23 protein-coding genes are annotated in these 24414 nt (G+C 52.5%); 13 read left to right on the plus strand and 10 right to left on the minus strand.

Annotation, left to right across the window (positions count from 1 at the left end; genetic code table 11):
* Positions 1–50: 50 nt before the first annotated feature.
* Positions 51–1310 (minus strand): L-rhamnose isomerase, encoded by a 1260-nt coding sequence (rhaA, locus tag AACS05_RS24385; RefSeq protein WP_045449268.1) that lies wholly within the window; start codon positions 1308–1310, stop codon positions 51–53.
* Positions 1307–2776, minus strand: coding sequence for a rhamnulokinase (rhaB, locus tag AACS05_RS24390; protein WP_045449269.1), 1470 nt, complete (start codon positions 2774–2776; stop codon positions 1307–1309). The genes rhaA and rhaB overlap by 4 nt, the downstream gene beginning before the upstream one ends.
* Before the next feature lie 303 nt (positions 2777–3079).
* Between rhaB and rhaS the strand changes: the two genes are divergently transcribed.
* A complete protein-coding gene (rhaS, locus tag AACS05_RS24395; protein WP_045449270.1) occupies positions 3080–3928 on the plus strand; it encodes an HTH-type transcriptional activator RhaS in 849 nt (282 codons plus the stop codon).
* A 151-nt stretch (positions 3929–4079) separates the two neighbouring features.
* On the plus strand, positions 4080–4928 hold the full coding sequence (gene rhaR / locus AACS05_RS24400) for an HTH-type transcriptional activator RhaR (protein ID WP_045449271.1): 849 nt from the start codon (positions 4080–4082) through the stop codon (positions 4926–4928).
* Here the strand turns inward: rhaR and rhaT are convergent.
* Complete coding sequence (rhaT, locus tag AACS05_RS24405) at positions 4925–5959, minus strand: L-rhamnose/proton symporter RhaT (RefSeq protein ID WP_045449272.1); 1035 nt, start codon at positions 5957–5959, stop codon at positions 4925–4927. The genes rhaR and rhaT overlap by 4 nt on opposite strands.
* 203 nt (positions 5960–6162) lie before the next feature.
* Complete coding sequence (locus tag AACS05_RS24410) at positions 6163–7584, minus strand: L-fucose/L-arabinose isomerase family protein (RefSeq protein WP_045449273.1); 1422 nt, start codon at positions 7582–7584, stop codon at positions 6163–6165.
* Between the two features lie 255 nt (positions 7585–7839).
* Here AACS05_RS24410 and sodA point away from each other — a divergent pair, with 255 nt between their 5' ends.
* Positions 7840–8460, plus strand: coding sequence for a superoxide dismutase [Mn] (sodA, locus tag AACS05_RS24415; RefSeq protein WP_045449275.1), 621 nt, complete (start codon positions 7840–7842; stop codon positions 8458–8460).
* Positions 8461–8742: 282 nt separating this feature from the next.
* The gene (gene kdgT, locus AACS05_RS24420; protein ID WP_045449276.1) at positions 8743–9726 is read left to right on the plus strand and encodes a 2-keto-3-deoxygluconate transporter; all 984 of its coding nucleotides are present in this window, start codon (positions 8743–8745) and stop codon (positions 9724–9726) included.
* Between the two features lie 83 nt (positions 9727–9809).
* Here the strand turns inward: kdgT and AACS05_RS24425 are convergent, their stop codons facing one another.
* Positions 9810–10700, minus strand: a complete 891-nt coding sequence (locus tag AACS05_RS24425) for a dihydrodipicolinate synthase family protein (protein WP_045449278.1) — start codon at positions 10698–10700, stop codon at positions 9810–9812.
* A 152-nt stretch (positions 10701–10852) separates the two neighbouring features.
* Here AACS05_RS24425 and yiiM point away from each other — a divergent pair, with 152 nt between their 5' ends.
* On the plus strand, positions 10853–11527 hold the full coding sequence (gene yiiM, locus AACS05_RS24430) for a 6-hydroxyaminopurine reductase (protein WP_045449280.1): 675 nt from the start codon (positions 10853–10855) through the stop codon (positions 11525–11527).
* A 62-nt stretch (positions 11528–11589) separates the two neighbouring features.
* On the opposite strand, the gene cpxA is transcribed toward yiiM, so the two are convergent.
* Both cpxA and cpxR read right to left on the minus strand, forming a co-directional pair.
* Positions 11590–12963 (minus strand): envelope stress sensor histidine kinase CpxA, encoded by a 1374-nt coding sequence (cpxA, locus tag AACS05_RS24435; RefSeq protein WP_045449282.1) that lies wholly within the window; start codon positions 12961–12963, stop codon positions 11590–11592.
* The gene (gene cpxR, locus AACS05_RS24440) at positions 12960–13658 is read right to left on the minus strand and encodes an envelope stress response regulator transcription factor CpxR (protein WP_005121756.1); all 699 of its coding nucleotides are present in this window, start codon (positions 13656–13658) and stop codon (positions 12960–12962) included. Before cpxR ends, cpxA begins: the two co-directional genes overlap by 4 nt.
* A gap of 150 nt (positions 13659–13808) precedes the next feature.
* Between cpxR and cpxP the strand changes: the two genes are divergently transcribed.
* The 7 genes from cpxP to AACS05_RS24475 all read left to right on the plus strand — a co-directional run bounded on the left by cpxP (position 13809) and on the right by AACS05_RS24475 (position 21510).
* Entirely contained in the window at positions 13809–14309 is a 501-nt protein-coding gene (cpxP, locus tag AACS05_RS24445; RefSeq protein WP_045449284.1) for a cell-envelope stress modulator CpxP, read from the plus strand.
* Positions 14310–14456: 147 nt separating this feature from the next.
* Complete coding sequence (gene fieF / locus AACS05_RS24450; RefSeq protein ID WP_045449286.1) at positions 14457–15359, plus strand: CDF family cation-efflux transporter FieF; 903 nt, start codon at positions 14457–14459, stop codon at positions 15357–15359.
* A 173-nt stretch (positions 15360–15532) separates the two neighbouring features.
* Positions 15533–16495 carry a 6-phosphofructokinase gene (pfkA, locus tag AACS05_RS24455; RefSeq protein ID WP_045449287.1) on the plus strand — a complete coding sequence of 321 codons (963 nt, stop codon included), beginning with the start codon at positions 15533–15535 and terminating at the stop codon, positions 16493–16495.
* A 206-nt stretch (positions 16496–16701) separates the two neighbouring features.
* Positions 16702–17691 (plus strand): sulfate/thiosulfate ABC transporter substrate-binding protein Sbp, encoded by a 990-nt coding sequence (gene sbp / locus AACS05_RS24460; protein ID WP_045449289.1) that lies wholly within the window; start codon positions 16702–16704, stop codon positions 17689–17691.
* 105 nt (positions 17692–17796) lie between these two features.
* On the plus strand, positions 17797–18546 hold the full coding sequence (locus AACS05_RS24465) for a CDP-diacylglycerol diphosphatase (protein ID WP_045449291.1): 750 nt from the start codon (positions 17797–17799) through the stop codon (positions 18544–18546).
* 73 nt (positions 18547–18619) lie between these two features.
* On the plus strand, positions 18620–19924 hold the full coding sequence (locus AACS05_RS24470) for an SLC13 family permease (protein ID WP_045449292.1): 1305 nt from the start codon (positions 18620–18622) through the stop codon (positions 19922–19924).
* 113 nt (positions 19925–20037) lie between these two features.
* On the plus strand, positions 20038–21510 hold the full coding sequence (locus AACS05_RS24475; protein WP_045449295.1) for a DASS family sodium-coupled anion symporter: 1473 nt from the start codon (positions 20038–20040) through the stop codon (positions 21508–21510).
* Positions 21511–21560: 50 nt separating this feature from the next.
* On the opposite strand, the gene tpiA is transcribed toward AACS05_RS24475, so the two are convergent.
* Both tpiA and AACS05_RS24485 read right to left on the minus strand, forming a co-directional pair.
* On the minus strand, positions 21561–22328 hold the full coding sequence (gene tpiA, locus AACS05_RS24480; protein WP_045449297.1) for a triose-phosphate isomerase: 768 nt from the start codon (positions 22326–22328) through the stop codon (positions 21561–21563).
* A gap of 109 nt (positions 22329–22437) precedes the next feature.
* A complete protein-coding gene (locus AACS05_RS24485) occupies positions 22438–23037 on the minus strand; it encodes a YiiQ family protein (RefSeq protein WP_045449300.1) in 600 nt (199 codons plus the stop codon).
* Between the two features lie 100 nt (positions 23038–23137).
* On the opposite strand from AACS05_RS24485, the gene AACS05_RS24490 reads away from it, so the two are divergent.
* On the plus strand, positions 23138–23560 hold the full coding sequence (locus tag AACS05_RS24490; protein WP_045449302.1) for a DUF805 domain-containing protein: 423 nt from the start codon (positions 23138–23140) through the stop codon (positions 23558–23560).
* Positions 23561–23656: 96 nt separating this feature from the next.
* Here AACS05_RS24490 and fpr read toward each other — a convergent pair whose 3' ends face one another.
* On the minus strand, positions 23657–24403 hold the full coding sequence (fpr, locus tag AACS05_RS24495) for a ferredoxin--NADP(+) reductase (RefSeq protein ID WP_045449303.1): 747 nt from the start codon (positions 24401–24403) through the stop codon (positions 23657–23659).
* Positions 24404–24414: the final 11 nt, after the last annotated feature.

The raw sequence follows: 24414 nt of genomic DNA on the forward strand, positions 1-24414 counted from the left end.
TATGTCGTTTCCGTAGGCCGGATCAGCGCAGCGCCATCCGGCAATCAGGGTTATTTACGTTTACTCAGAATCTCTTTTTCATAGGCGCGGACACTGTCCAGCCACTGGCTGCCTGCCGGAGCGTCATGACGCTGGCAATACATCTCCCAGACCGCCTGCCACGGCAGAGATTTCTGCTCTTCCAGCAGGGCCAGACGTGCGGTGTAGTCACCACTGGCTTCGAGCTGACGAAGCTGTTCAGTCGGCTCTAACAGCGCACGCAACAGGGCTTTTTTCATATTGCGGGTGCCAATAACCCAAGCTGCGATGCGGTTGATTGAGGCATCGAAGAAGTCGAGACCAATGTGTACACGGTTGAACAGGTTGTGGCGGACGATCTCGCTGGCAATCGCCTGGGTTTCATCATCCAGCAACACCACGTGGTCGCTGTCCCAACGTACCGGACGGCTGACGTGCAGCAGCAGGCGAGGTACGTACAGCATGGCAGCGGAGATCTTGTCGGAAATGACTTCAGTCGGGTGGAAGTGACCCGCATCCAGGCACAGCGCAGTCTGGCGGCTGGTGGCATAGCCCATGTAGAACTCGTTGGAGCCGACGGTGTAGCTTTCTGCGCCGATGCCAAACAGTTTGCTCTCCACGGCATCGATGTGATGCGCCGGATCGAGTTTTTCGCTGATGACATCATCCAGCGCTTCCAGCAGGCGCTGACGCGGAGCCAAACGGTCGACGGTAATGTCTTTCATGCCATCCGGGATCCAGATGTTCATCACCGATGGTGTTCCCAATTGCTCGCCGAAATAGGCCGAAATGCGGCGGCTGGCTTTGCAGTGGTCAATCCAGAACTGACGGATGCTGTCGTCAGCATGTGCCAGCGTGAAGCCGTCGGCACTCAGCGGGTGAGAGAAACAGGATGGGTTGAAGTCCAGGCCTAACTGGTTTGCTTTCGCCCATTCAACCCAGTTTTTAAAGTGTTCGGGTTTGATTTGGTCACGGGCAACTGGCGTATCGGATTCCAGATAGATAGCATGCAGGTTCAGACGTTTTGGACCAGGGATCAGGCTCAGCGCCTGCTCCAGATCGGCGCGTAGTTCGACGGCATTACGCGCTTTGCCCGGATAGTTGCCGGTAGCCTGAATACCGCCCGTGAGCGAACCTTCCGGGTTTTCGAATCCAGCGACATCATCGCCCTGCCAGCAGTGCATAGAGACTGGCAGGCGATCGAGCTGGCGTAATGCCTCTTCGACATCGATACCTACCGCTGCAAAACGTAGTTTTGCCAGTTCCCAGGCTTGTTCAAGTTGAGTGGTCATGCGCAAAGCTCCTTTGTCTGTCGTATTGATTGAAACTGCGCCTGGTAGCGGGCAATTTCACTTTCAGGATTTGGAATGAAGGTCGTCAGGTCATAGTTGGCTATCACTAGCTGGCGGAAATCATCGACGTTGTTCAGCTCGTCCAGCGTCATCAGTTGAACGCCAATATTGCCGAGGGTAGAGGCTTCAATTGGCCCGGACATGACTCGGATACCGCAAGCATCAGCGCAAAGTTGGTTGAGTAACGCGTTCTGGCAGCCGCCACCGACAATATGTAATTGGCTGAATGCCTCACCCCGAAGGTCCGCCAGTTCCTGCAGGACGTCGGCGTACAGCAATGCCAGGCTGTCGAAAATGCAGCGAGCCAGTTCAGCGTCTTGCGTGGGAACGGCCTGGCCTGCTTCGCGGCATGCCGCCTGAATTTCCGCGCACATATCGTCAGGATTGATAAAGCGGTCGTCGTTAGGGTTTATCAGGGAACGGCAGGCCGGTAAGGCTTGCGTTTGGGCGATAAGCGCCGTCAGGTCGGTGATGTTCCGTTCTTTTAACACGCGCTGGAGCAGCCACAGCCCCATGATATTTTTCAGCACGCGGTAGCGTCCTTCCGCGCCGCCTTCGTTAGTGATATTGGCTGCCAGCGCCGTATCGTTGGTATACGGTGTTCTGCTCTCAAACCCCATCAGTGACCAGGTGCCTGAAGAGAGATACGCACTGTTTTGATCGGCCAGCGGTGACGCGATCACCGCACTGGCAGTGTCGTGGCTGGCGACGGCAACCACAGGGATTTGATTTTTCTGCGGGCAAATCCAGTTGCCGATAACGTTCCCCGGATGTGTGGGACGACCGAACCAGGATTTTGCTGCACCGGTCCAGGCCAGCAGAGTGTCATCCCAGTCGTCGGTGTTGATATTGACTAACTGGGTGGTTGTGGCGTTGGTGTATTCCCAATTCAGTTCACCGGTCAGGCGATAGCTGAAGTAATCGGGGATCAGCAAGGCATGGGCCACCTGGGAGACCCGTTCTGGCTGTTGTTCTGTCAGGGCACGGAGCTGATACAAGGTGTTGAAGGGGAGAAACTGAATACCGCTACGGCGATAGATCTCGCTTTTGCCAAGCTGCGCCATGGCATGTGCCATAACGCCCGTTGTGCGGCTGTCGCGATAAGAGACGGGGAGTCCGACACGCTGACCGTTTTTGCCGATCAGAACGTAATCCACGCCCCAGGTATCAATTCCGATGCTGTCTATCCGAATGCCTTCATCGCAGACTTTCTTCAGACCAAGGCGAATGTCGTTTTCCAGGCTGTCGATGTCCCAGGTGTCGAAACCGTCTGTTTTTTGCAGACAGTTAACGAAGCGATGGATTTCACGCAGCGTCAGGGTGCGGTGTTCACTGTCGTAACGCGCCAGCATTACGCGTCCACTGGATGCGCCGAGATCGACAGCGACACAATGGCGAAGAGTCATAGCGAGGTCCTTCTGAGTTTTATTACGCTCAGTCTAAGAACTCCCGGAAAGGTGTACCTTCTTGTTAGTGACAGCCTCAATAAGCGGCTGGCAGCCTGGCAAAGGTGAACGTGATGGTGTTCACAATTCCTGGTAATGGAGGTGATTTTGCCTGGTGTGACCCCTTCCGCAATTCCCGTTTTTTCCCACTATTTCTTGAAGAATTAACTCTGTTTACGCGCTTTGGCGTCAAAAATTTAAGGTGAGGGTGGTAACCCTTAATTACTATTCAGCCATGTTCATTTGATCGGGAAGGATGTCATCATGACCGTACTGCATTGCGTGGATTTTTTTCCGACAGGTAAAGCAACCCTCACGATTGAACCGCGGCTTCCTCAGTCAGCATTCCCTGAGCATCACCATGATTTTCATGAAATTGTGGTGGTTGAGCATGGGACAGGTATCCATGTGTTCAACGGACAGCCCTACACCATCAGCGGCGGAACAGTCTGTTTTGTCCGCGATCATGACAGACACTTATATGAACATACTGACAACCTGTGTCTGACAAATATTCTGTATCGTTCCCCGGATGCGTTTCAGTTTCTGGCCGGACTGAATCAGCTTTTGCCCCAGGAACTGAACGGTCAGTATCCGTCCCACTGGCGGGTAAATCAGGGCGTGTTGCAACAGGTTCGTTTGCTGGTGGGGCAGATGGAAAAACTCGGTGATGAGATGGACACGCCGTCGGCGGCAAATCGCGAGATCCTGTTTATGCAACTGCTGGTGTTGTTACGCAAAAGTAGCCTGATGGAAGTGGCTACAGATAATGATGCGCGGCTTAATCAGCTGATGGCGTGGCTGGAAGATCACTTTGCCGATGAGGTGTGCTGGGAAGCGGTAGCCGAAAAGTTTTCGCTCTCTTTACGCACTATGCACCGCCAGCTTAAACAGCAAACCGGATTGACGCCACAGCGCTATCTTAATCGTCTGCGGCTCATTAAGGCCCGGCATTTATTACGCCACAGCGATGATAGTGTTACGGACATCGCTTATCGCTGTGGTTTTGGCGACAGTAACCACTTTTCGACGCTGTTTCGCCGGGAGTTCGACTGGTCGCCACGCGATATTCGCCAGGGACGTGACCGCACTGCGGGAAGCAGCCTCCAGTAACGCGAATGCTATCAACGTTTTTTGCCGCCAGTTCTCAGATAATCACGTTCCTTAACGCCGGATGACAGTTTCGTCTTATCCGGCTTACAAGGGCGCAGTGTCGGCCTGATAAGCGTATCGCCATCAGGCAACAAAGCATCGAGGTGGTACGGTGACTGAGCGGTTAATTCTTCTAAAGTCAGACTTTTTTGCCAATGCCCGGCAGGCGGTCGCCGTTGCCGATCGCTATCCGCAAAACGTCTTTGCTGAGCACACCCATGAGTTTTGCGAACTGGTTATGGTCTGGCGAGGCAATGGCCTGCATGTTCTCAACGATCGCCCGTACCGCATCACCCGTGGCGATCTTTTTTATATTCGTGCTGAAGATAAACACTCCTACACCTCAGTTAACGACCTCGTTTTGCAGAATATTATCTACTGCCCGGAACGGCTGACGTTGAATCTGGGCTGGGAAAGCGCGATCCCAGGATTTAATGACTCGGCGGGACAGCCGCACTGGCGACTGGGCAGCGCCGGGATGACCCAAGCCCGGCAGGTCATTAGCCAGCTTGAGCATGAGAGCCATCAACGCGACCCGCAGGCTTTTGACCTGGCAGAGCTGTTATTTGGACAACTGGTGATGATCCTGAAACGGCATCGTTATGCCACGGACACGCTTCCGGCAACATCAAGCGAAACGCTGCTGGATAAACTGATCACCGCTCTGGCCGGGAGCCATGAACACGCCTTTGAACTGGACAAATTTTGCGACCGTGAGCAGTGCAGCGAACGTGTTTTGCGCCAGCAGTTTCGTAACCAGACAGGAATGACCATCAACCAGTACCTCCGGCAAGTGCGAATTTGCCATGCTCAGTATCTGCTTCAGCATAGTCGGTTGATGATCAGTGAAATTTCTATGCGCTGTGGCTTTGAGGATAGTAACTATTTTTCGGTGGTGTTCACACGGGAAACCGGGATGACGCCCAGCCAGTGGCGTCATCTCGGTAATCAAAACGATTAGCTTGCCATTCCCATACCGACAATATTGGCCGCGACGATAATCACCACGCAGCCGAGGCTTAGCACGCTGACCGGATGTCGGCCCGCATTGCTCCACTCTTTCATAATCAGGCCTACAATACCGCCGCACAGGACGTAGAAACTCATGTGCAGCATCCAGCTCATGTAGTCATACTGCGCCGGAATTTTGGCATGGCCCCAGGCGTAAAAGAAGAACTGGAGATACCACATCAGCCCGGCGAGCGCCGAAAACAGGATATTGCTGATAATCAGCGGTTTTGCTAACGAGAAGTCGGCTTTTATCGACAAGTTTTTCATTTTTGCCAGACGAATGAAGCAGTAGCCGAGGTTGATTACCGCACCGCCGCCCATGATCACCACGTAGCTTGGCAGGGCAACATACAGCGGATCGATCCCGAGTGCGGCAGCGGCTTCGTGCATCGGTTTTGCCGCATCCATTGCAAAGGACATCCCGGCGGAGAAAAAGCCGCACATCACCGCCAGTATCAGACCTTTTTTCAGGTTGAACTCTTCCGCTTTGATGCCCATCTTGCGCTCTTTTAGCTGCCCGGCGCGGGTGACAATCGCTACGCCGATCAGGGCGACCAGCACACCGAACAGGGTCATACGGCCACCGGGTGTGCCGACGAGCACATCAAATTTACCGGCAATGATAGGCGTCATTAAGGTGCCGACAATCAGCGTAATACCGATGGCGATCCCGATTCCCATCGACATGCCGAGGTAGCGCATGGTCAGACCATAGTTAATGTTACCGATCCCCCACATCGCGCCAAATAAAAATATCGGCAGCAGTGTGGAAGCGCTGAAAGAACGGTAATAGGCCCAGAAGTCCGGTAGCAGGATCGAACTGACGAGCCAGGGAAGGATTAGCCATGAAACAAAACCGCCTATGGACCACATGGTTTCCCAGGTCCAGTGTTGTACCTTTTTAAAAGGGGCGTAGAAACAAGCGGCACTTGCGGCACCAATAAGATGCCAGAATATCCCCATCGTAATTGCGTTACCCATTCTGTTTCCTTTTAAATTATCGATCTGGCTGGATAAAAATCTCCCGTTTTGATGATCGAAAGTCTAAAGAGTGAGCAATGAATTAACCTTCAGCATGCTGCCGCAGGATTGGCAATGCTGGCAAAATTCAGGGGATGATAGGGATGTTGATCACAAATTGATCTTCCGCCCCTCTTTTTTGAGAAGGGCGGAAATGTCGCGGGTTAGCAGATTTTTACTGCCTGAATGCCCAGCAGCCAGGCGAGTTTATCCAGCACGTCGCCATGATGACCAAGGCCAATGCTGCAATGGTGGGCTGGACCGCCCAGGCACCACTGCGTTGTGAATTCGCGAGCCGATAAAGGGAAACGATAGCGGCTGTTGGTGTTGCCGATATCCAGTACTTCGCCCGCCACAGCTTCACCTTCGGCATACTGCAAACGCACGCCGTTTTCGGCATCTTCAACAACCGAAAGAAAGGTTACCGGGCCGGGTTTTACGGTCATCTGGATAGATACACCTTTACCGGGTTTACCATGATAAACCGGCAGCGGTACCAGGTTAACCGGGCCGTCCGCCATCAGCGGATGTGCCGGGCCGTCATGCCCCCACAGTACAACATTGTCATTAAATTCAATTCCATAGGGTTCAGAGAACGAACCTCCGGCTCCCAGGAGCTGCTGGATTTTCATTGCCAGCACGTTTTTGATTTCATATTCTCCTGCCACGGGAATACCGCGGTGGGTGAGCAGCGTGTTACCGAGGATGATTGAGGTGATGATATTTTCGTAAGCATTACCGCTTCGACCTTCGTAGTAATAGGCCAGTGCGCCAAGGGTATTCCGGGCAATAAGTTTATCCATGGCGCAGGCCGTGGTGAGCGCGCGGTCAAGTTCAGCGGGTTCACAGGCTGCTTCCACCTGTAGCACGCGGTTCGTCTCTTGCCGTTTAGCGCAGAGGTCCGTCTCGCTGACCTGCTCGCGATATTCCGCCAGCTCACACATTTCCAGCGGCTTAAAACGTACGCCCAATCTGGCGGATAAATTCGTCATATTGCTGTAAACGTCCACCATACCGTCATAATAGTGTCCGAGTACGCCGACCTGACAGTTTGACAGCATCTGGCGTACGTTCAGGGCCTGTAGCCACTGCGCAGTTTGTTGCCAGACGTACTCATCGCCCTGTAATGCACCCACAATCAGTTGAAAGCGGATATTCGCGCGGTTAAACACGTTTGCCAGTTCGGGCGCGCTACAGGCCTGGCAGTGCGCCAGCCATTCTCCGGTACGCCCGCCCCGATCCGGGATTTGACGGATCGTCGAATAGGGCAGGCCAGGCTCTGGCTGTAAGGCCAGAATAATGACCGGCTTGTTGATGCTTTGCACCAAAGGCAGTACCGTTGCGCTGAGGGCATAGGTGCTGATGTACAGGCAGACAGCATCGACAGGCTGCTGCTGCAACCGCCTGATAAGGGCGTCGGCTTTGTCGACGTTATCGATCAGGCCGCCATTAATTACGGTGGCTTGTTGCGCCGTCAGACGCTCGTCAATTGTTTGCAGATAGCCCTGAAGTCGTGACTCCAGGCCAGTAAACTGGGGCCAGTATGTGTCGAGGCCGATACCGAAAAGGGCGATGTTGACAGACATAGCAATATTTCCTCGTGAGATAATCCAGAGACTATCTCTTGCTTTGTCTCCCGTGTCCTTTATGTCGTTGCCTGTTTTCTCTGCGTGTTGGCAAAATTCGCCTGATTATTCCGCTAATGCTCACATTTTCATCTCATAATAGCCATGTAAAAAGTACGGCATTGATAATCATTTTCAATATCATTTAATTAACTATAATGACTCAACTGCTTACGCGGCGTTAACACTGGCCGCCCGACAATACTGGAGATGATTATGAGTTATACACTGCCATCCCTGCCGTACGCTTATGATGCCCTTGAACCGCACTTTGATAAGCAGACGATGGAAATTCACCATACCAAACACCACCAGGCCTATGTAAACAACGCTAACGCTGCGCTGGAAAGCCTGCCTGAATTCGCCAACCTGTCTGCTGAAGAGCTGATCACCAAACTGGATCAACTGCCTGCGGATAAGAAAACCGTACTGCGTAACAACGCTGGCGGTCACGCTAACCACAGCCTGTTCTGGAAAGGCCTGAAAACCGGTACCACGCTGCAGGGCGATCTGAAAGCCGCTATTGAGCGCGACTTTGGCTCTGTTGATAACTTCAAAGCTGAATTTGAAAAAGCGGCAGCAACCCGTTTCGGTTCTGGCTGGGCGTGGCTGGTTCTGAAAGGTGACAAGCTGGCTGTTGTTTCCACTGCTAACCAGGATTCCCCGCTGATGGGCGAAGCTATCTCTGGTGCTTCTGGCTTCCCGATCGTGGGTCTGGACGTATGGGAACACGCTTACTACCTGAAATTCCAGAACCGTCGCCCGGACTACATCAAAGAGTTCTGGAACGTGGTGAACTGGGACGAAGCTGCAGCGCGTTTTGCGGCGAAAAAATAAGTTTGATGATGCCTGAAACCTGATAGCGTTACGATTATCAGGCCGGAATCTGATGACCTGATACAGCCCTTACAAGTCATGCTTGTGGGGGCTTTTTTGTGATCAAAATCAACATGGGAACATTGAATCATTTAAATTGAAACAATGTTTTATTGTGCGATTAGGATCACTTTTATCTGTCCTCTGAGTGTCTATCTTCTTTCCATCAAGACGGGCGCATCTCATAAGCAAGATGCAATCGCCCATAAAAATGCCCCATTTTTATGTCTACAGGTGATGGAAATGCATATCAAACGTACGATAGAGAAAATCCCAGGCGGTATGATGCTGGTGCCGCTATTTCTGGGCGCGTTATGTCACACCTTTTCACCCGGCGCCGGAAAATACTTCGGCTCATTCACCAACGGTATGATCACTGGCACAGTGCCGATTCTGGCTGTCTGGTTCTTTTGCATGGGGGCGTCGATTAAGCTAAGCGCCACCGGAACCGTACTGCGTAAATCTGGCACGTTAGTAATAACCAAGATTCTGGTGGCATGGGTAGTGGCGGCGATCGCTTCGCGCATTCTTCCAGAACATGGAGTGGAGGTGGGGTTCTTTGCCGGGTTGTCCACGCTGGCGCTGGTGGCTGCAATGGATATGACCAACGGCGGGCTGTATGCCTCGATCATGCAGCAATACGGCACCAAGGAAGAGGCTGGGGCGTTTGTCCTGATGTCACTGGAGTCCGGCCCGCTCATGACCATGGTCATTCTGGGAACTGCGGGGATTGCTTCGTTTGAACCGCATGTGTTTGTCGGTGCGGTGTTGCCGTTCCTGATTGGTTTTGCACTGGGAAATCTGGACCCTGAGCTTCGCGAGTTCTTCAGTAAAGCGGTGCAAACGCTGATACCTTTCTTTGCCTTCGCATTGGGTAACACCATTGATTTGAGCGTGATTGCTCAGACCGGCGTGCTGGGTATACTGCTGGGCGTAGCGGTGATTATCGTCACCGGTATCCCATTGATTATCGCCGATAAACTGATTGGCGGCGGGGATGGTACGGCGGGGATTGCGGCTTCCAGCTCTGCAGGTGCGGCAGTTGCCACGCCGGTGCTGATTGCCGAAATGGTTCCAGCGTTTAAACCAATGGCTCCGGCAGCGACTTCTCTGGTGGCAACCTCGGTGATTGTGACATCAATTCTTGTGCCGATTATCACTTCTATCTGGTCGAAAAGAGCTAAAGCCAGAGCGGCGGAAATTGATATTCGCGGCACGGTGAAGTAAATATTTTTTACCGGATAGCGCTGCGCTTATCCAGCCAATGTAGGCCCGGTAAGCGTTCGCGCTACCGGGCATCAGGTGCAAAACTAAAGGACAAAGACCTCGTCAATTGTCCGACACTCACTCTCGTTCAGTTCCCCACCTGCATTACGTGAAACCCCTGAGCAATAACCATACTTACGTGACACTACAGTTTTAATGGTGGTGACAAAATCCTCGCCAATCGCGTAGATGGACATATACGTGCCAATCTTATCCTGAATGTCGCGTAGCGCCGCCAGGTCGCCCTGCTTAAATGCCTCGCGCGCGCTGACAAACAGTTCCGGCATGACGTTGTTCAACCCTGAGATAATCCCTGCGCCACCTGCCAGCAGGTTAGGAATGTAGTATTCGTCGTAGCCGGAGAGCACAGCAAAATCTTCCCGCACGGCGCGGGTTGTCTGAATCATGCTGCGGGTATGCGACTGGCAGTCCACGGTGTCTTTAATACCGGCGAAGTTCGGGAACTCAGCGGCGAGTGTGGCAACCAGTTCAGGCGTTAAATCACAGCCGGTACGTGCCGGGAAGTTATAGGCAAACCATTTTCCACTGAGCTTCTGTCCTAGCTGGCGGAAGTAGCTCAGCAACTGTTTCGATGTTTGTCCGTAGTAGTAAGGTGGCAGGATCATGACGGCATCATATCCTGAGTGAAACGCTTCTTGCGCCATCAGCAGAACATCATTTTGGCATGTGGATGAGACATTTGCGACCATCTTCAGCGAGCTCATGGCCCGGGCCTCACGGATCAGCAACAGTCTCTCTTCCAGCGTAAAGGAGGCAAATTCCCCAATGCTGCCCATCAGTAAAATAACGTCGATCTTTGCCTCGGTAAGGCGTTTGAGATGCTGACTCAGACCGTTGAGATCGATCTTGCCATCATTGTCCATCGGCGTAATGGACGGACACCAGACGCCAGCAAATTGCGATTGACCAGTCACGTTGTTGACTCCTTAATTGAAATGATGTTTCAAAACCAGTTTACATTGATAGCATGTGTACCTAATTTTCATGTGAACCGTGCTCTCATTTTGAGCGACTGGGGTAAAATAAATATGGTGTAATGGGGGAAATTTATCGGGAGAGGGAACAGATGCGATATCCGGTTGATGTTTTTACAGGCAAGATTCGGGACTACATAGGAAGCCGTCCCAGCGCGATTGCGAAAGTTCAGGTCGATGGCGAGCTGATATTGACTGAACTGGGTCTGGCAGGCGATGAGCAGGCGGAAACGAAAATTCACGGTGGACCGGACCGCGCGCTGTGCCACTATCCGCGTGAACACTATCTGCACTGGAGACAAGAATTCCCCGAACAGTCAGAGTTATTTATTGCCCCCGCCTTTGGTGAGAACCTCTCAACTGAAGGAATGACGGAAGAGAATGTTTATATCGGTGATATCTTCCATTGGGGAGAGGCACTGATTCAGGTCACGCAGCCGCGCTCGCCGTGTTTTAAGCTTAACTACCATTTTGGCATCAGTGATATGGCCAGCCAGATGCAAAACGCAGGCAAAACCGGCTGGCTGTACAGCGTTATCGCGCCAGGGATGGTGTCGGCGGATGCCCCCTTGATTCTGGCTTCACGTGTCAGCGACGTCAGCGTGCAGGAGGCAATTGCTATTGCCTGGCATATGCCGTTCGATGATGAGCAGTACCACCGTTTGCTGTCGGCTGCGGGGTTATCGAAAAGCTGGACCAGAACGATGCAGAAACGCCGTTTAAGCGGCAAAATCGAAGACAATTCGCGGAGATTGTGGGGGAAATAATTCCCCCCAGCAGAAACGTAGACCGGGTAAGGCGAAGTCGCCGCCCGGCACAACAGGTTTAATTACGAGCGTTTATACAGCGGCAGCCAGAGAACCAGACGCAGACCACCCAGCGGGCTGTCTTCTGCCTTCACCCAGCCACGGTGTTGCTGAATGGCGGTTTCAACGATCGCCAGACCCAGACCGGTACCGCCGGATTCGCGGTCACGCGCTTCATCGGTACGATAGAACGGACGGAAAATCTGTTCTCTGTCTTCGGGACTCACCCCCGGGCCATCATCGTCTACGGTGATGGTAATCCCGTCTTTATCCACCGCGAAGCCCACTTCAATCTTGGTGTGCGAGTAACGCAGGGCGTTGCGAACAATGTTCTCCAGCGCACTTTCCAGCGCATTCGGGTTACCGTACAGCGGCCACGGCCCTGGCGGGAAGTTTACCGTTAACGATTTACCCATCTGCTCAGCTTCAAAGGCGGCGTTGTCCAGCACTTCGCCCCACAACTGGTTTGCTTTCACGGTTTCACTGACCAGTGCGTTTTTCTGTTGATTACGCGACATGACCAGTAAATCGTTGATCATGCTGTCCAGTCGGTGTGCTTCCGTTTCAATACGTTCCAGCTCTTTGCTCTCACCGCTACGACGGCGTAGCAGTGCGGTACCCAGTTGCAGGCGCGTCAGCGGCGTTCTCAACTCGTGGGAGATGTCCGACAACAGCCGTTGTTGGCTGGTCATCATCCGTTCCAGAGCGGTCACCATCTGGTTAAAACTGGCGCCTGCTGCAAGAAATTCCTGCGGACCTGCTTCCAGTTCCGGATGCTGACGCAGGTTACCCTGTGCCACTTCATCCGCCGCATTTTTCAGCTTACGTGCCGGTTTCGCCAGGCTCCAGGCAAGCCAGAGCAACAGCGGGGAACTGACCAGCATGGTGACGATCAGCAGTAACAGCGGTCGGTCAAACAGCAGGTTGATAAAGTCTGATTGTGAACTGCTGGCAGGTCGAATGAGATACAGTTGGTAGTTATCTTCGCCATCTCTGACAGAGAAAGGCCCGACCATCTCAACGCGACCGTACTTTTTCTTTTGTGGGTGGTCGGCGTTATCCGCCTGACCAATAAAGTTACGAATGATCTGCATTTCGTTGCGTTCTGCACCGATCACGCGTCCTTCCGTCGTAACAAGCAATAAACGTTGTCCCGGCGGTGCCCACTTGTCTATTGCACGGAACAGGCGACGCCACCACATCAAATCATTGGGTGGATCGTTCGCGAGTTCAGCTTCAACGTGTTGCTCGATCATCAACCCCTGGCGCTGTTCGCTGTCCAGTAGCTCGGTCATCTGGCGTGAGTCGAGCTTGGGTAACATCAGTACCAACATCAACACCAGTGCCAGCGTCAACCAGAAGATGGCAAAGATGCGTGCGGTTAAGCTCCCTATCATGAAGCGGAGACCATCAGGTAGCCGCGACCGCGCAGGGTTTTAAACCACGGGTGTCCGTCTTTACGCTCTGGCAGCTTACGACGCAGGTTAGAGATATGCATATCGATAGCACGGTCGAACGGTGTCAGACGTTTGCCCAGCACTTCCTGGCTTAAATGTTCACGAGAAACCACCTGACCGAGATGCTGTGCCAGCAAATAGAGCAGGGTGAATTCGGTGCCAGTTAACTCCAGGGTTTGTCCATCGAAGCTGGCTTCCTGGCGGCCTGGGTTGAGGCTTAACGCATCCACTTCCAGCGTCGGCGAACCGTTGTCGCTGTTCTGCTGCTGTTCGCTCCAGTGTGAGCGGCGCAGAATAGCGCGGATGCGCGCGACCAGTTCACGGTCGTTAAACGGTTTCGGTAAATAGTCGTCCGCGCCCAGCTCAAGGCCGAGTACGCGATCCAATTCGCTGCCGCGTGCGGTCAGCATGATTACGGGTGTCTGGTGTGTCTGGCGAAGCGCTTTCAACGTATCAATGCCGTTTTTCTTCGGCATCATGACATCGAGCAAAAGTAAATCGATGCTGTCATCCAGAAGCTCAAGTGCCTGCTCCCCGTCATGGGCAACCAGCACATCGAAACCTTCCATTTCGAGCAACTCCTTTAACAGGGATGTCAGCTCTCGGTCATCATCAACTAACAGGATTTTATTCATTGTTTACGTACCTCCGAGGCAGAAATTACGTCATCAGGCGGCGCTAATCTATGACTTTACGTTGTTTTACACCCCCTGACGCATGTTTGCAGCCCGAATCGTAAACTGTCTCTCGTTGAATCGCGACAGAAAAGATTTTGGGAGCAAGTGATGGGCAAAGTTACCGCTGCCGTCATGGCCTCAACGCTGGCACTCAGCACTTTAAGCCATGCAGCTGAAGTCGTCACAGGCGATCACTGGCACCTGGGAGAAAGCGGCTCGCAACGTAATGCGCAGAGCCACATGTTCGACGGTATCAGTTTAACCGAACATCAACGCCAACAGATGCGAGATTTAATGCAGCAGGCAAGACATGAGCAGCCTCCTGTTAATGTTAGCGAAATGGAGACAATGCATCGCCTTGTCACCGCAGAGAAATTTGATGAAAGCGCTGTGCGCGCTCAGGCAGAAAAAATGGCACAAGAGCAGGTTGCCCGCCAGGTTGAAATAGCCAAGGTTCGCAACCAGATGTATCGCCTGTTAACGCCCGAGCAGCAAGCGGTTTTAAATGAGAAACATGAACAACGAATGGAGCAACTGCGCGACATGGCGCAATGGCAAAAAAGCTCATCGTTGAATTTATTGAGTAGTAGCAACTCACGTTCCCAGTAGTAACCCTGTTTTCCTTGCCATAGACACCATCCCTGTCTTCCCCCACATGATGTGGGGGTTTTTTTTGCCCAAAATTTGACACTCTGTTATTGCCTGACTGTTTTACTTCATCCGTTATACTAGCGGCATATCCTGGCAGGAGTGTTTATGAATCAAACCTATGGGCGGCTGGTGAGCCGGGCGGCAATCGCCGCGACAGTGATGGCATCGCTGTTACTTTTGATCAAAATTTTTGCGTGGTGGTACACCGGATCGGTGAGTATTCTGGCTGCTCTGGTGGATTCTCTGGTAGATATCGCCGCGTCGTTGACCAATCTTTTGGTGGTGCGTTATTCATTGCAACCGGCTGATGATGAGCACACTTTCGGACATGGGAAGGCAGAATCGCTGGCGGCGCTGGCACAAAGTATGTTTATTTCAGGCTCGGCGCTGTTTTTGTTTTTGACCGGTATTCAGCATCTGGTCCAGCCGACGCCGATGAAAGATCCGGGCGTAGGGGTGATCGTCACCGTCATTGCGTTAATTTGTACTATCATACTGGTCACGTTTCAGCGCTGGGTTGTGAAACGTACGCAAAGTCAGGCTGTCCGGGCAGATATGCTTCATTATCAGTCTGATGTTATGATGAACGGAGCGATCCTCGTTGCGCTTGGCCTTGCCTGGTATGGCTGGCATCGTGCGGATGCCTTGTTTGCCCTCGGAATTGGCATCTATATTTTATATAGCGCATTACGTATGGGGTATGAGGCGGTGCAATCCTTACTGGATCGCGCTTTACCCGATGGGGAACGTCAGGAAATTATTGATATTGTGACGTCATGGCCGGGAGTCAGCGGCGCTCACGATCTTCGCACGCGGCAGTCAGGGCCGACCCGCTTTATTCAGATTCATTTGGAAATGGAAGATAATCTGCCGCTCGTTCAGGCGCATTTAGTGGCTGAACAGGTTGAGCAGGCAATTTTGCGGCGTTTCCCGGGATCGGATGTGATTATTCACCAGGATCCCTGTTCCGTCGTACCCAGGGAAGGCAAGATGTTTAATTCGTTGTAAAAAGTGTGCCAGGCCAGCATTTTGTGTATAAATTACCACCATTTGGCCTGACCTGAATCAATTCAGCAGGAAGTGATTGTTATACTATCTGCATATTCGTTGGATCGTTTCGATATGCGGAATCGACTTCCGGCAGCAGATTTCATTTTGCATTCCAAAGTTCAGAGGTAGTCATGATTAAGAAAATCGGTGTGTTGACAAGCGGCGGTGATGCGCCGGGCATGAACGCAGCAATCCGTGGTGTTGTACGTGCAGCGTTGTCGGAAGGACTGGAAGTCATGGGGATCCATGATGGCTACCTGGGTTTGTATGAAGACCGTATGGTCCAGCTTGACCGCTACAGCGTATCCGACATGATTAACCGTGGCGGTACTTTCCTCGGTTCTGCTCGCTTCCCTGAATTCCGCGACGAAAATGTGCGTGCAGTGGCTATCGAAAACCTGAAGAAACGTGGCATTGATGCACTGGTTGTTATTGGTGGTGACGGTTCTTACCTGGGTGCAAAACGCCTTACTGAAATGGGTTTCCCGTGCATCGGTCTGCCGGGCACGATCGACAACGATATTAAAGGCACTGACTACACTATCGGCTACTTCACTGCACTGGGTACCGTGGTAGAAGCGATTGACCGCCTGCGTGATACCTCTTCTTCTCACCAGCGTATTTCCATCGTTGAAGTGATGGGCCGTTACTGTGGCGATCTGACCCTGGCGGCAGCAATCGCGGGTGGCTGTGAGTTTGTTGTGGTACCGGAAGTGGAATTCAGCCGTGACGATCTGGTCGCTGAAATCAAAGCTGGGATCGCGAAAGGTAAAAAACACGCCATCGTCGCCATTACTGAGCACATGTGTGACGTTGACGAACTGGCGCATTACATCGAGAAAGAAACAGGCCGTGAAACGCGTTCAACCGTACTGGGCCACATCCAGCGTGGTGGTTCTCCGGTGCCTTACGACCGTATCCTGGCTTCCCGTATGGGCGCGTATGCCATTGAACTGCTGCTGGAAGGTCATGGCGGTCGTTGCGTCGGCATTCAGAACGAACAACTGGTTCACCACGACATCATTGACGCAATTGAAAACATGAAGCGTCCGTTCAAAGGTGACTGGCTGGACTGCGCGAAAAAACTGTACTGATTGTTTTTTCCGCGCCTGATGGCGCTACGCTTATCAGGTCTACAGGTTGCAGAGACTTGTAGGCCGGATAGGGCGTTAGTCGCCATCCGGTACATCCTCTCGCTTTTATTCCCCCAAGTTATAGCAAATCTTTTTTTATTCTTTAATGTTTGGATCGCTTTCTGGCACGCTTTGCTCATCACAACACAACATAAGAGAGCTGGGCGATGAACAAATGGAGCGTGGGGTTAACATTATTGCTGGCATCGACCAGCGTTCTGGCAAAGGATATTCAGTTACTTAACGTATCGTACGATCCAACGCGTGAACTGTACGAACAGTACAACAAAGCATTCAGCGCGCACTGGAAACAAGAAACGGGTGATAATGTCGTGATCCGCCAGTCACACGGTGGCTCCGGCAAACAGGCAACCTCCGTTATTAACGGTATTGAAGCCGATGTGGTAACCCTGGCGCTGGCCTATGATGTTGATGCCATCGCTGAACGTGGTCGTATCGATAAAAACTGGATTAAGCGTTTGCCGGATAACTCTGCGCCTTACACCTCCACCATCGTCTTCCTGGTCCGCAAAGGAAATCCAAAGCAAATTCATGACTGGAACGATCTGGTTAAACCGGGCGTGTCGGTTATTACGCCAAACCCGAAAAGTTCAGGCGGCGCCCGCTGGAACTATCTGGCCGCGTGGGGCTACGCGCTGCACCACAACAACAACGATCAGGCCAAAGCACAGGACTTCGTCAAGGCTCTGTTTAAAAACGTTGAAGTACTGGATTCCGGCGCACGTGGTTCAACCAATACTTTTGTCGAGCGCGGGATCGGTGATGTGCTGATTGCCTGGGAAAATGAGGCGCTGCTGGCGACGAATGAACTGGGTAAAGATAAGTTCGAAATTGTCACTCCGAGCGAATCTATCCTGGCGGAACCGACCGTTTCTGTTGTCGACAAAGTGGTCGAAAAGAAAGATACCAAAGCAGTGGCAGAAGCTTATCTGAAGTATCTCTATTCCCCGCAGGGTCAGGAAATTGCAGCGAAAAACTACTATCGTCCACGCGATCCTGAAATTGCGAAGAAATACGAAAATGCGTTTCCGAAGCTGAAGCTGTTCACCATCGACGAGGAGTTTGGCGGCTGGACAAAGGCGCAGAAAGAACACTTCTCTAACGGCGGCACGTTCGATCAGATTAGTAAACGGTAAGTGCGGATGTCGTTTTCAGGCCCGGTGGCATAATGCGACCGGGCTTTTTTATTTGTCATCATTTTGCGTTACTCTTCCACTTCAATAAGATACAGGGAACGCGCAATGAAAAAAGCAGGCTATTTTTTACTGGTGGTGATCGTTATCGCTGCGACGGCGGGCATTGGCTACTGGAAGTTTACCGCTAATCCGGACGCGTTACGCCAGATTGTGCTTGAGCAATGTCTGCCGAACCAGTTACAACACCAAAATCCTGCACCATGCGCTGAAGTTAAGCCGGATGCCGGATACGTGGTGTTCAAGGACCGTAACGGCCCTCTGCAATATCTGTTGATGCCTGGCTACCGTATTAACGGGATGGAAAGCCCGCTGTTGCTGAAATCGGGCACGCCAAACTTTTTCTGGCTCGCCTGGCAGGCGCGTAGCTTTATGAGTCAGAAATATGGTCAGGAAATTCCCGACAAGGCAGTATCACTGGCGATCAACTCAGTCACTGGTCGCACGCAAAACCACTTTCATATTCATATCTCTTGTCTGCGTCCTGATGTCAGAACGCAACTGGATGACAATCTGGCGAAGATCGGTACTCGCTGGCTGCCTTTACCCGGAGGGCTACGCGGACACCAGTATCTGGCGCGCCGCGTGACGGAAAGCGAGCTGGTACAACGTAGCCCGTTTATGATGCTGGCGGAAGAAGTTCCTGATGCGCGTGAGCACATGGGCAGCTATGCGCTGGCGATGGCACGCCAGAGCGATGACTCCTTTGTCCTGCTGGCGACGCAGCGCGATCTGCTGTCATTGAATCTCGCCTCCGCCGAGGAAATTCAGGATCATCAATGTGATATTCTGAAGTAACCCCACCTAATCTGGCGTTTACTCTCTTTGCCTGTCCCCGTATTCTTGTTGAAAAAAACAACAGGAGACAGGCATGTCGATCTGGCTTACGCACCCTCTGTTTATTCCTTCTCTGGTGGTTGGCATCACCATTCTGCTCTGGGCAACGTCGCTGTTACCGGAGTTTATAACCGCTCTGCTGTTCTTTTCTGTGGCGATGGTGGCCAAAATTGCTCCACCGGATGTGATCTTTGGTGGCTTTGCATCGTCAGCGTTCTGGCTGGTCTTTAGCGGTTTCGTACTGGGTATCGCGATTCGTAAAACGGGACTGGCGGATCGGGCTGCGCGTGCGTTGTCGTCCCGGCTGACCGACTCCTGGCCGTTAATGGTTGCGAGCGTGGTGCTGCTTAGCTATGCGCTGGCGTTTGTAATGCCATCCAATATGGGGCGCATTGCGTTGTTGATGCCGATTGTTGCGGCGATGGCGAAACGTGCCGGAATTGCCGATGGTACCCGCGCCTGGTACGGCCTGGCGTTAGCCGTTGGTTTTGGCACCTTCCAGCTTTCCGCCACGATTCTACCCGCGAACGTACCTAACCTGGTAATGAGTGGTGCAGCGGAAGGCTCTTACGGTATCCATCTGAATTACCTTCCCTATTTGCTGTTACATACGCCTGTGCTGGGTTGGCTGAAAGGCGCGGTACTTATTGTGCTTATTTGCTGGCTGTTCCCCGGCAAGCCTCATGCACCGCGTGATCTGACGCCACCTGAACCGATGAGTGGTGATGAGAAACGTCTGGCCTGGATGTTGACGGTTGTGCTGATTATGTGGGTGAGTGAAAGCTGGCACGGCATTGGTCCAGCCTGGACCGGCCTGACGGCAGCGGTCATTACGCTGTTGCCCCGTGTTGGTTTTATTAATGGGGAGGAGTTTTCCAGTGGCGTAAATATCCGCACCTGTATATATGTGGCAGGTATCCTGGGGCTGGCGATCACTGTGACGCAGACCGGCATTGGTAGTGCGGTGGGCGAGGCACTGTTACAGGTGATGCCGTTGGATGCGAATAAACCGTTTACCAGCTTCCTGGCGTTGACCGGTATCACCACCGCGCTCAATTTTATTATGACGGCTAATGGCGTTCCGGCACTGTATACCACGTTGGCCCAGAGCTTTTCCGATGCGACCGGGTTCCCGCTGTTGTCGGTGATTATGATTCAGGTTCTGGGTTATTCCACCCCGTTGTTGCCGTATCAGGCATCACCGATTGTGGTGGCGATGGCGTTAGGGAAAGTGCCCGCAAGAGCAGGGATGTTGCTGTGTATTACGCTGGCGGTGGCGACGTATCTGGTACTGTTGCCGCTGGATTACGTGTGGTTTAGCGTATTAGGGAAATTATAGTTTCATCGTGGTGTTAATTTTTTGTTTTGTGAGATGATGAATTGTTTTATTTGTGCTGATACCGGTTAATACCGGAGCGCGTACTTGCGCACTGGAAACTCAAGGATTGATTCATGGACAGATTGACCCCCATCCGCTGTTGGCCTGCCATCATCTCGATCGTTATTACGCTGACAATCTGGTTTATTATTCCTTGCCCCCCTGACGTAACTCCTGAGGCGTGGTATCTGTTGGCGCTGTTTATCGGCACGATCGCGGCGATTATTGGCAAGGCCATGCCCATCGGCGCTATCGCAATTGTGGCGATTATGCTGGTGGCTATGACAGGCGTTACCAACCCTGGTAAACCCTCAGCGGCGTTGAACGACGCGCTAAGCGGTTTCTCGAACCAACTGATCTGGCTGATTGGGTTATCCATCATGCTGTCGCAAAGTCTGTTGAAAACGGGGCTGGGTGCGCGTATCGGCTATGGGTTTATTGCCTTGTTCGGCAAAAGAACACTGGGTATCGCCTGGGCATTAACGCTGGCGGAAACGATGATCGCGCCCGTAACGCCGAGCAATACCGCGCGCGGCGGCGGCATTATCCATCCGGTGATGCGGGCGATTGCAGAAAGTCTCGGGTCTCAACCCGGCGACAAGGAAAATGGTTCAACGGGGCGATATCTTGCACTGGTGAACTACAACATTAACCCGATCAGTTCAGCAATGTTTATCACAGCGACTGCACCTAACCCCTTAATTGTTAGCTTTTTGACTAAAGGGTCAGATGGGGTGCTGAATATGACCTGGGGGATGTGGGCTATCGCGGCGCTCCTTCCTGCTGTCGTCTCATTGATCGTGATGCCCATCGTTATCTGGTGGCTCTATCCACCGGCCATTACGCGTACGCCGAATGCGCCGCAGTTTGCCCGGGAAAAGCTGGGCGCGCTTGGCCCGCTATCGCTGGCAGAAAAAATCACCCTCGCAGTTTTCGTTTTGTTGCTTTGCCTGTGGGCGGGTGTTCCTGCGATGCTGATGGGCAACGGCTGGGCTGTTAACCCCACCAGTGCGGCGTTAATTGGCCTATCCATTCTGCTCGTGACGGGGGTATTAAACTGGGACGATATTCTTAAATGCCGCGGTGCATGGGATACGATAGTCTGGTTTGCCGCTCTGGTGATGATGGCGGACTTCCTGAGCAAACTGGGTCTGGTGGGTTGGCTGGCGACGAGCGTGGGCAGTGCAATTGATCATCTCGGTGTCCACTGGAGTATCGCGACACTGCTGCTGATCCTGCTTTACGTCTATTCACACTACTTTTTCGCCAGTACCACCGCGCATATTACGGCCATGTTCGCGGCGTTCTTCGCTGCGGGATTAGGTCTCGGCGCTCCCCCGGCACTGCTTGGACTGATGCTGGGTTTCTCTTCCTCACTGATGATGTCGCTCACGCATTATGGTACGGGTACTGCACCCATCATCTTTGGTTCGGGCTATGTCACGTTGGCGGAGTGGTGGAAAACGGGGCTAGTGATGAGCGTGGTCAACCTGACTATCTGGGGAGTGACCGGAGCCTTTTGGTGGCACTGGCTGGGATACTGGTAAAACGGAATCGCCGGATGTGACGGGAGGAGCATGCCTCCCGTCGCAACGACTTAAGCCTGTTTAGCGGCTTCAGCTGCTTTAACGATCACCGCGAAGGCGTCAGCTTTCAGCGAAGCACCGCCAACCAGCGCACCGTCGATGTCCGGCTGGGCAAACAGTTCTGCTGCGTTAGCTGCGTTTACGGAACCGCCGTACTGGATGATGACTTGTTCAGCGATTTTCGCGTCAGCTTTAGCAATGTGGTCACGGATGAATTTGTGAACAGCCTGAGCCTGTGCCGGAGTTGCAGATTTGCCAGTACCGATAGCCCATACAGGTTCGTAAGCGATAACCACGCCTTCGAATGCCGCAGCACCCTGAGTTTTCAGAACGGCGTCGATCTGACGTGCGCAAACTTCTTCAGTTTTGCCTGCTTCGTTTTCTGCTTCGGTTTCACCAATGCACAGAACCGGGGTCAGACCCTGTTCTTTCAGCACAGCGAATTTTTTAGCGATCAGCTCGTCAGACTCTTTGTGATAAGTACGACGCTCGGAGTGGCCGATAATGATGTACTGCGCGCCGATGTCTTTCAGCATTTCAGCTGAAGTTTCACCAGTGAATGCGCCAGACAGGTTCAGGTCAACGTTCTGCGCGCCTAGGATGATGTGGCTACCGGCAGCAGCGTGTTTTGCCAGGTCGATATACATTTCCGGTGGAGCGATTGCTACTGCACAGCCAGCTACGCCAGCCAGTTCTTTACGCAGGTTAGCAACCAGTTCGTTTACTATATGGCGGCTGCCGTTCAGTTTCCAGTTACCCATCACTAAAGGATGTCGCATTTCATTTCTCCACGCTTTATCAGCGAATTAAGGAATATGGCCGCCCGTCAGGGCAGCATGGTCTGTGAAACAGTATAGAGATTCATCCCTGGAAAGGCTTTGCTTTTTGTCATTTATTCGACTCCTCCAGACTCTCAGATAATGCCAGCTTAATCGGTTCAACAGCGAAGGTCAGCCCCTTTTCGCCGTTATCTGCAACAACATAGCGAATTGCACCCTCAGTTTCTGCGTAGTAATGCTTACCTTTGCCTGCGGTGAGCAATTTTTGCAGCTTTTTCTGGCTTTGTTCTTTGGTCAGTAAAGGGGCTACGGTGCGGATGATGGCGCTCATGTATTCCAGCGCTTTCGCTTTGGCGGCCTTTTGTTCCGGCCCCTGAATCGGCAGCCAGGTTACCTGCATGCTTTTGATTTTCAGCGTACCGCGCTCAAGAGCAGATGACGCATACAGGTTTTCATTGATCTTACTGGCGGCGCGGGTGAGGTTTGCCTTATCACGGCTGCTGTCGATGGCACGGAACTCATTCAATGCAAGTTTTGGATTCTGCGTATTAAAGTTTTCACGAAATTGGCTGATCGACAGATCAAACGTCGGCGCGCCCGCCAGCAGGTAGGGGGCTGTGGTTGCTGTCGAGTGCTCTTCCGCCAGTGCCGTAGTGTTTACGGACAGGGCTGAAAACAATAATAAAAACAGAGTAAATCCTTGCTTCATCAATCGTACCTTTCGTTATGACTGTCCACGATTAAAACGATAACTGTCGGGCTTGTCAAAAGGGTAAACTGTTCTGAAGGCCAATTTTAAAGGAACCTACATGACCATACAGCAGTGGTTATTCTCATTTAAAGGGCGTATCGGACGCCGTGATTTTTGGATTTGGGTCGGCCTCTGGATTGTCGGTATGCTGGTTCTGTTCTCACTGGCGAGTAAAAAATTACTCGATATCCAGACGGCTGCGTTTTGCCTGGTCTGTCTGCTCTGGCCGACGGCGGCAGTGACGGTAAAACGCCTGCATGACCGGGGGCGCTCTGGATTGTGGGCGCTATTGATGATTCTGGCGTGGATGCTGCTGGCCGGAAACTGGGCGATATTGCCAGGCATCTGGCAGTGGGTGGTAGGTCGCTTTATTCCTACGCTGATTCTGGTCGGTATGATTATCGATCTGGGCGCGTTTGTTGGCACTCAGGGTGAAAACAAATTTGGCGTAGATACGCTGGATGTGAAGTATAAAGGGTAAAGCGTAGGCCGGATGAGGCGTTGCCGCCATCCGGCAGATCGCCCGCTGGCGCTACGCTTATCGGACCTACAAAATCAATAAACCCACGGCAATGTCTTACCAGTAGTGCTCGGCAGTCATATGGCCCGGTCGACGACGCAGATGTTTGGTCATCTGCCGGGTCTCTTTCAGTAACTGCTGGGTATCGCGTACCATCTGTGGATTTCCACAAAGCATCACATGGCTGGTGGTGGTATCCATTGCCAGCCCAACTGCTTTTTCCAGCTCGCCGTTTTCAATCAGCGCGGGAACCCGTCCAGTAAGCGAGCCTGTAGCCGTTTCACGGCTGACGACCGTCTGGATACGTAATTTACCTTCGTAGCGGTTTTCCAGCCTCTGCATCAGCGGCAGGTAGCTTAAATCGGCGGCATAACGGGCAGCATGGACCAGCACCAGATTTTTAAAGCGATCAAGATCTTTACCCAACTGCAGAATCGACAAATATGGGCCGATAGCGGTGCCGGTTGCCAGCATCCAGAGCGTGTCACAATCGGGAACTTCATCCAGCACGAAAAATCCTGCGGCTTCGCTTACGACCTGCACTTCATCGCCAGGTTTCAGCGCAGCCAGACGTGGACTGAGTTTACCGTCGGGAACGGTCACCAGATAAAACTCTAAATCAGGATTATCAGGCGCGTTCACATAGGAATAGGCGCGCTGGACGCGCTCACCGTCGATCTCAAGGCCAAGCTTAGTAAACTGACCAGCAGTGAAAGGATGAACTGGAGCTCGCACGGTCAAACTAAACAGGGCATCGGTCCAGTTATGTACCTTCGTGACTTTACCTGTTACCCAATCTGCCATGGTTTTCTCCT

This window comes from Citrobacter sp. S-77, assembly GCF_963864895.1.
GTDB lineage: Bacteria > Pseudomonadota > Gammaproteobacteria > Enterobacterales > Enterobacteriaceae > Citrobacter > Citrobacter murliniae.

What these genes read in the sequence shown, in the direction of transcription:
- fieF (WP_045449286.1), top strand. Translation starts at nt 14,457, where the DNA reads ATGAATCAAACCTATGGGCGGCTGGTGAGCCGGGCGGCAATCGCCGCG.
- AACS05_RS24475 (WP_045449295.1), top strand. Translation starts at nt 20,038, where the DNA reads ATGGACAGATTGACCCCCATCCGCTGTTGGCCTGCCATCATCTCGATC.
- tpiA (WP_045449297.1), bottom strand. Translation starts at nt 22,328, where the DNA reads ATGCGACATCCTTTAGTGATGGGTAACTGGAAACTGAACGGCAGCCGC.
- AACS05_RS24490 (WP_045449302.1), top strand. Translation starts at nt 23,138, where the DNA reads ATGACCATACAGCAGTGGTTATTCTCATTTAAAGGGCGTATCGGACGC.
- pfkA (WP_045449287.1), top strand. Translation starts at nt 15,533, where the DNA reads ATGATTAAGAAAATCGGTGTGTTGACAAGCGGCGGTGATGCGCCGGGC.
- AACS05_RS24465 (WP_045449291.1), top strand. Translation starts at nt 17,797, where the DNA reads ATGAAAAAAGCAGGCTATTTTTTACTGGTGGTGATCGTTATCGCTGCG.
- rhaS (WP_045449270.1), top strand. Translation starts at nt 3,080, where the DNA reads ATGACCGTACTGCATTGCGTGGATTTTTTTCCGACAGGTAAAGCAACC.
- sodA (WP_045449275.1), top strand. Translation starts at nt 7,840, where the DNA reads ATGAGTTATACACTGCCATCCCTGCCGTACGCTTATGATGCCCTTGAA.
- sbp (WP_045449289.1), top strand. Translation starts at nt 16,702, where the DNA reads ATGAACAAATGGAGCGTGGGGTTAACATTATTGCTGGCATCGACCAGC.
- rhaA (WP_045449268.1), bottom strand. Translation starts at nt 1,310, where the DNA reads ATGACCACTCAACTTGAACAAGCCTGGGAACTGGCAAAACTACGTTTT.
- fpr (WP_045449303.1), bottom strand. Translation starts at nt 24,403, where the DNA reads ATGGCAGATTGGGTAACAGGTAAAGTCACGAAGGTACATAACTGGACC.
- cpxP (WP_045449284.1), top strand. Translation starts at nt 13,809, where the DNA reads ATGGGCAAAGTTACCGCTGCCGTCATGGCCTCAACGCTGGCACTCAGC.
- rhaT (WP_045449272.1), bottom strand. Translation starts at nt 5,959, where the DNA reads ATGGGTAACGCAATTACGATGGGGATATTCTGGCATCTTATTGGTGCC.
- AACS05_RS24485 (WP_045449300.1), bottom strand. Translation starts at nt 23,037, where the DNA reads ATGAAGCAAGGATTTACTCTGTTTTTATTATTGTTTTCAGCCCTGTCC.
- AACS05_RS24470 (WP_045449292.1), top strand. Translation starts at nt 18,620, where the DNA reads ATGTCGATCTGGCTTACGCACCCTCTGTTTATTCCTTCTCTGGTGGTT.
- rhaB (WP_045449269.1), bottom strand. Translation starts at nt 2,776, where the DNA reads ATGACTCTTCGCCATTGTGTCGCTGTCGATCTCGGCGCATCCAGTGGA.
- cpxA (WP_045449282.1), bottom strand. Translation starts at nt 12,963, where the DNA reads ATGATAGGGAGCTTAACCGCACGCATCTTTGCCATCTTCTGGTTGACG.
- AACS05_RS24410 (WP_045449273.1), bottom strand. Translation starts at nt 7,584, where the DNA reads ATGTCTGTCAACATCGCCCTTTTCGGTATCGGCCTCGACACATACTGG.
- kdgT (WP_045449276.1), top strand. Translation starts at nt 8,743, where the DNA reads ATGCATATCAAACGTACGATAGAGAAAATCCCAGGCGGTATGATGCTG.
- cpxR (WP_005121756.1), bottom strand. Translation starts at nt 13,658, where the DNA reads ATGAATAAAATCCTGTTAGTTGATGATGACCGAGAGCTGACATCCCTG.
- yiiM (WP_045449280.1), top strand. Translation starts at nt 10,853, where the DNA reads ATGCGATATCCGGTTGATGTTTTTACAGGCAAGATTCGGGACTACATA.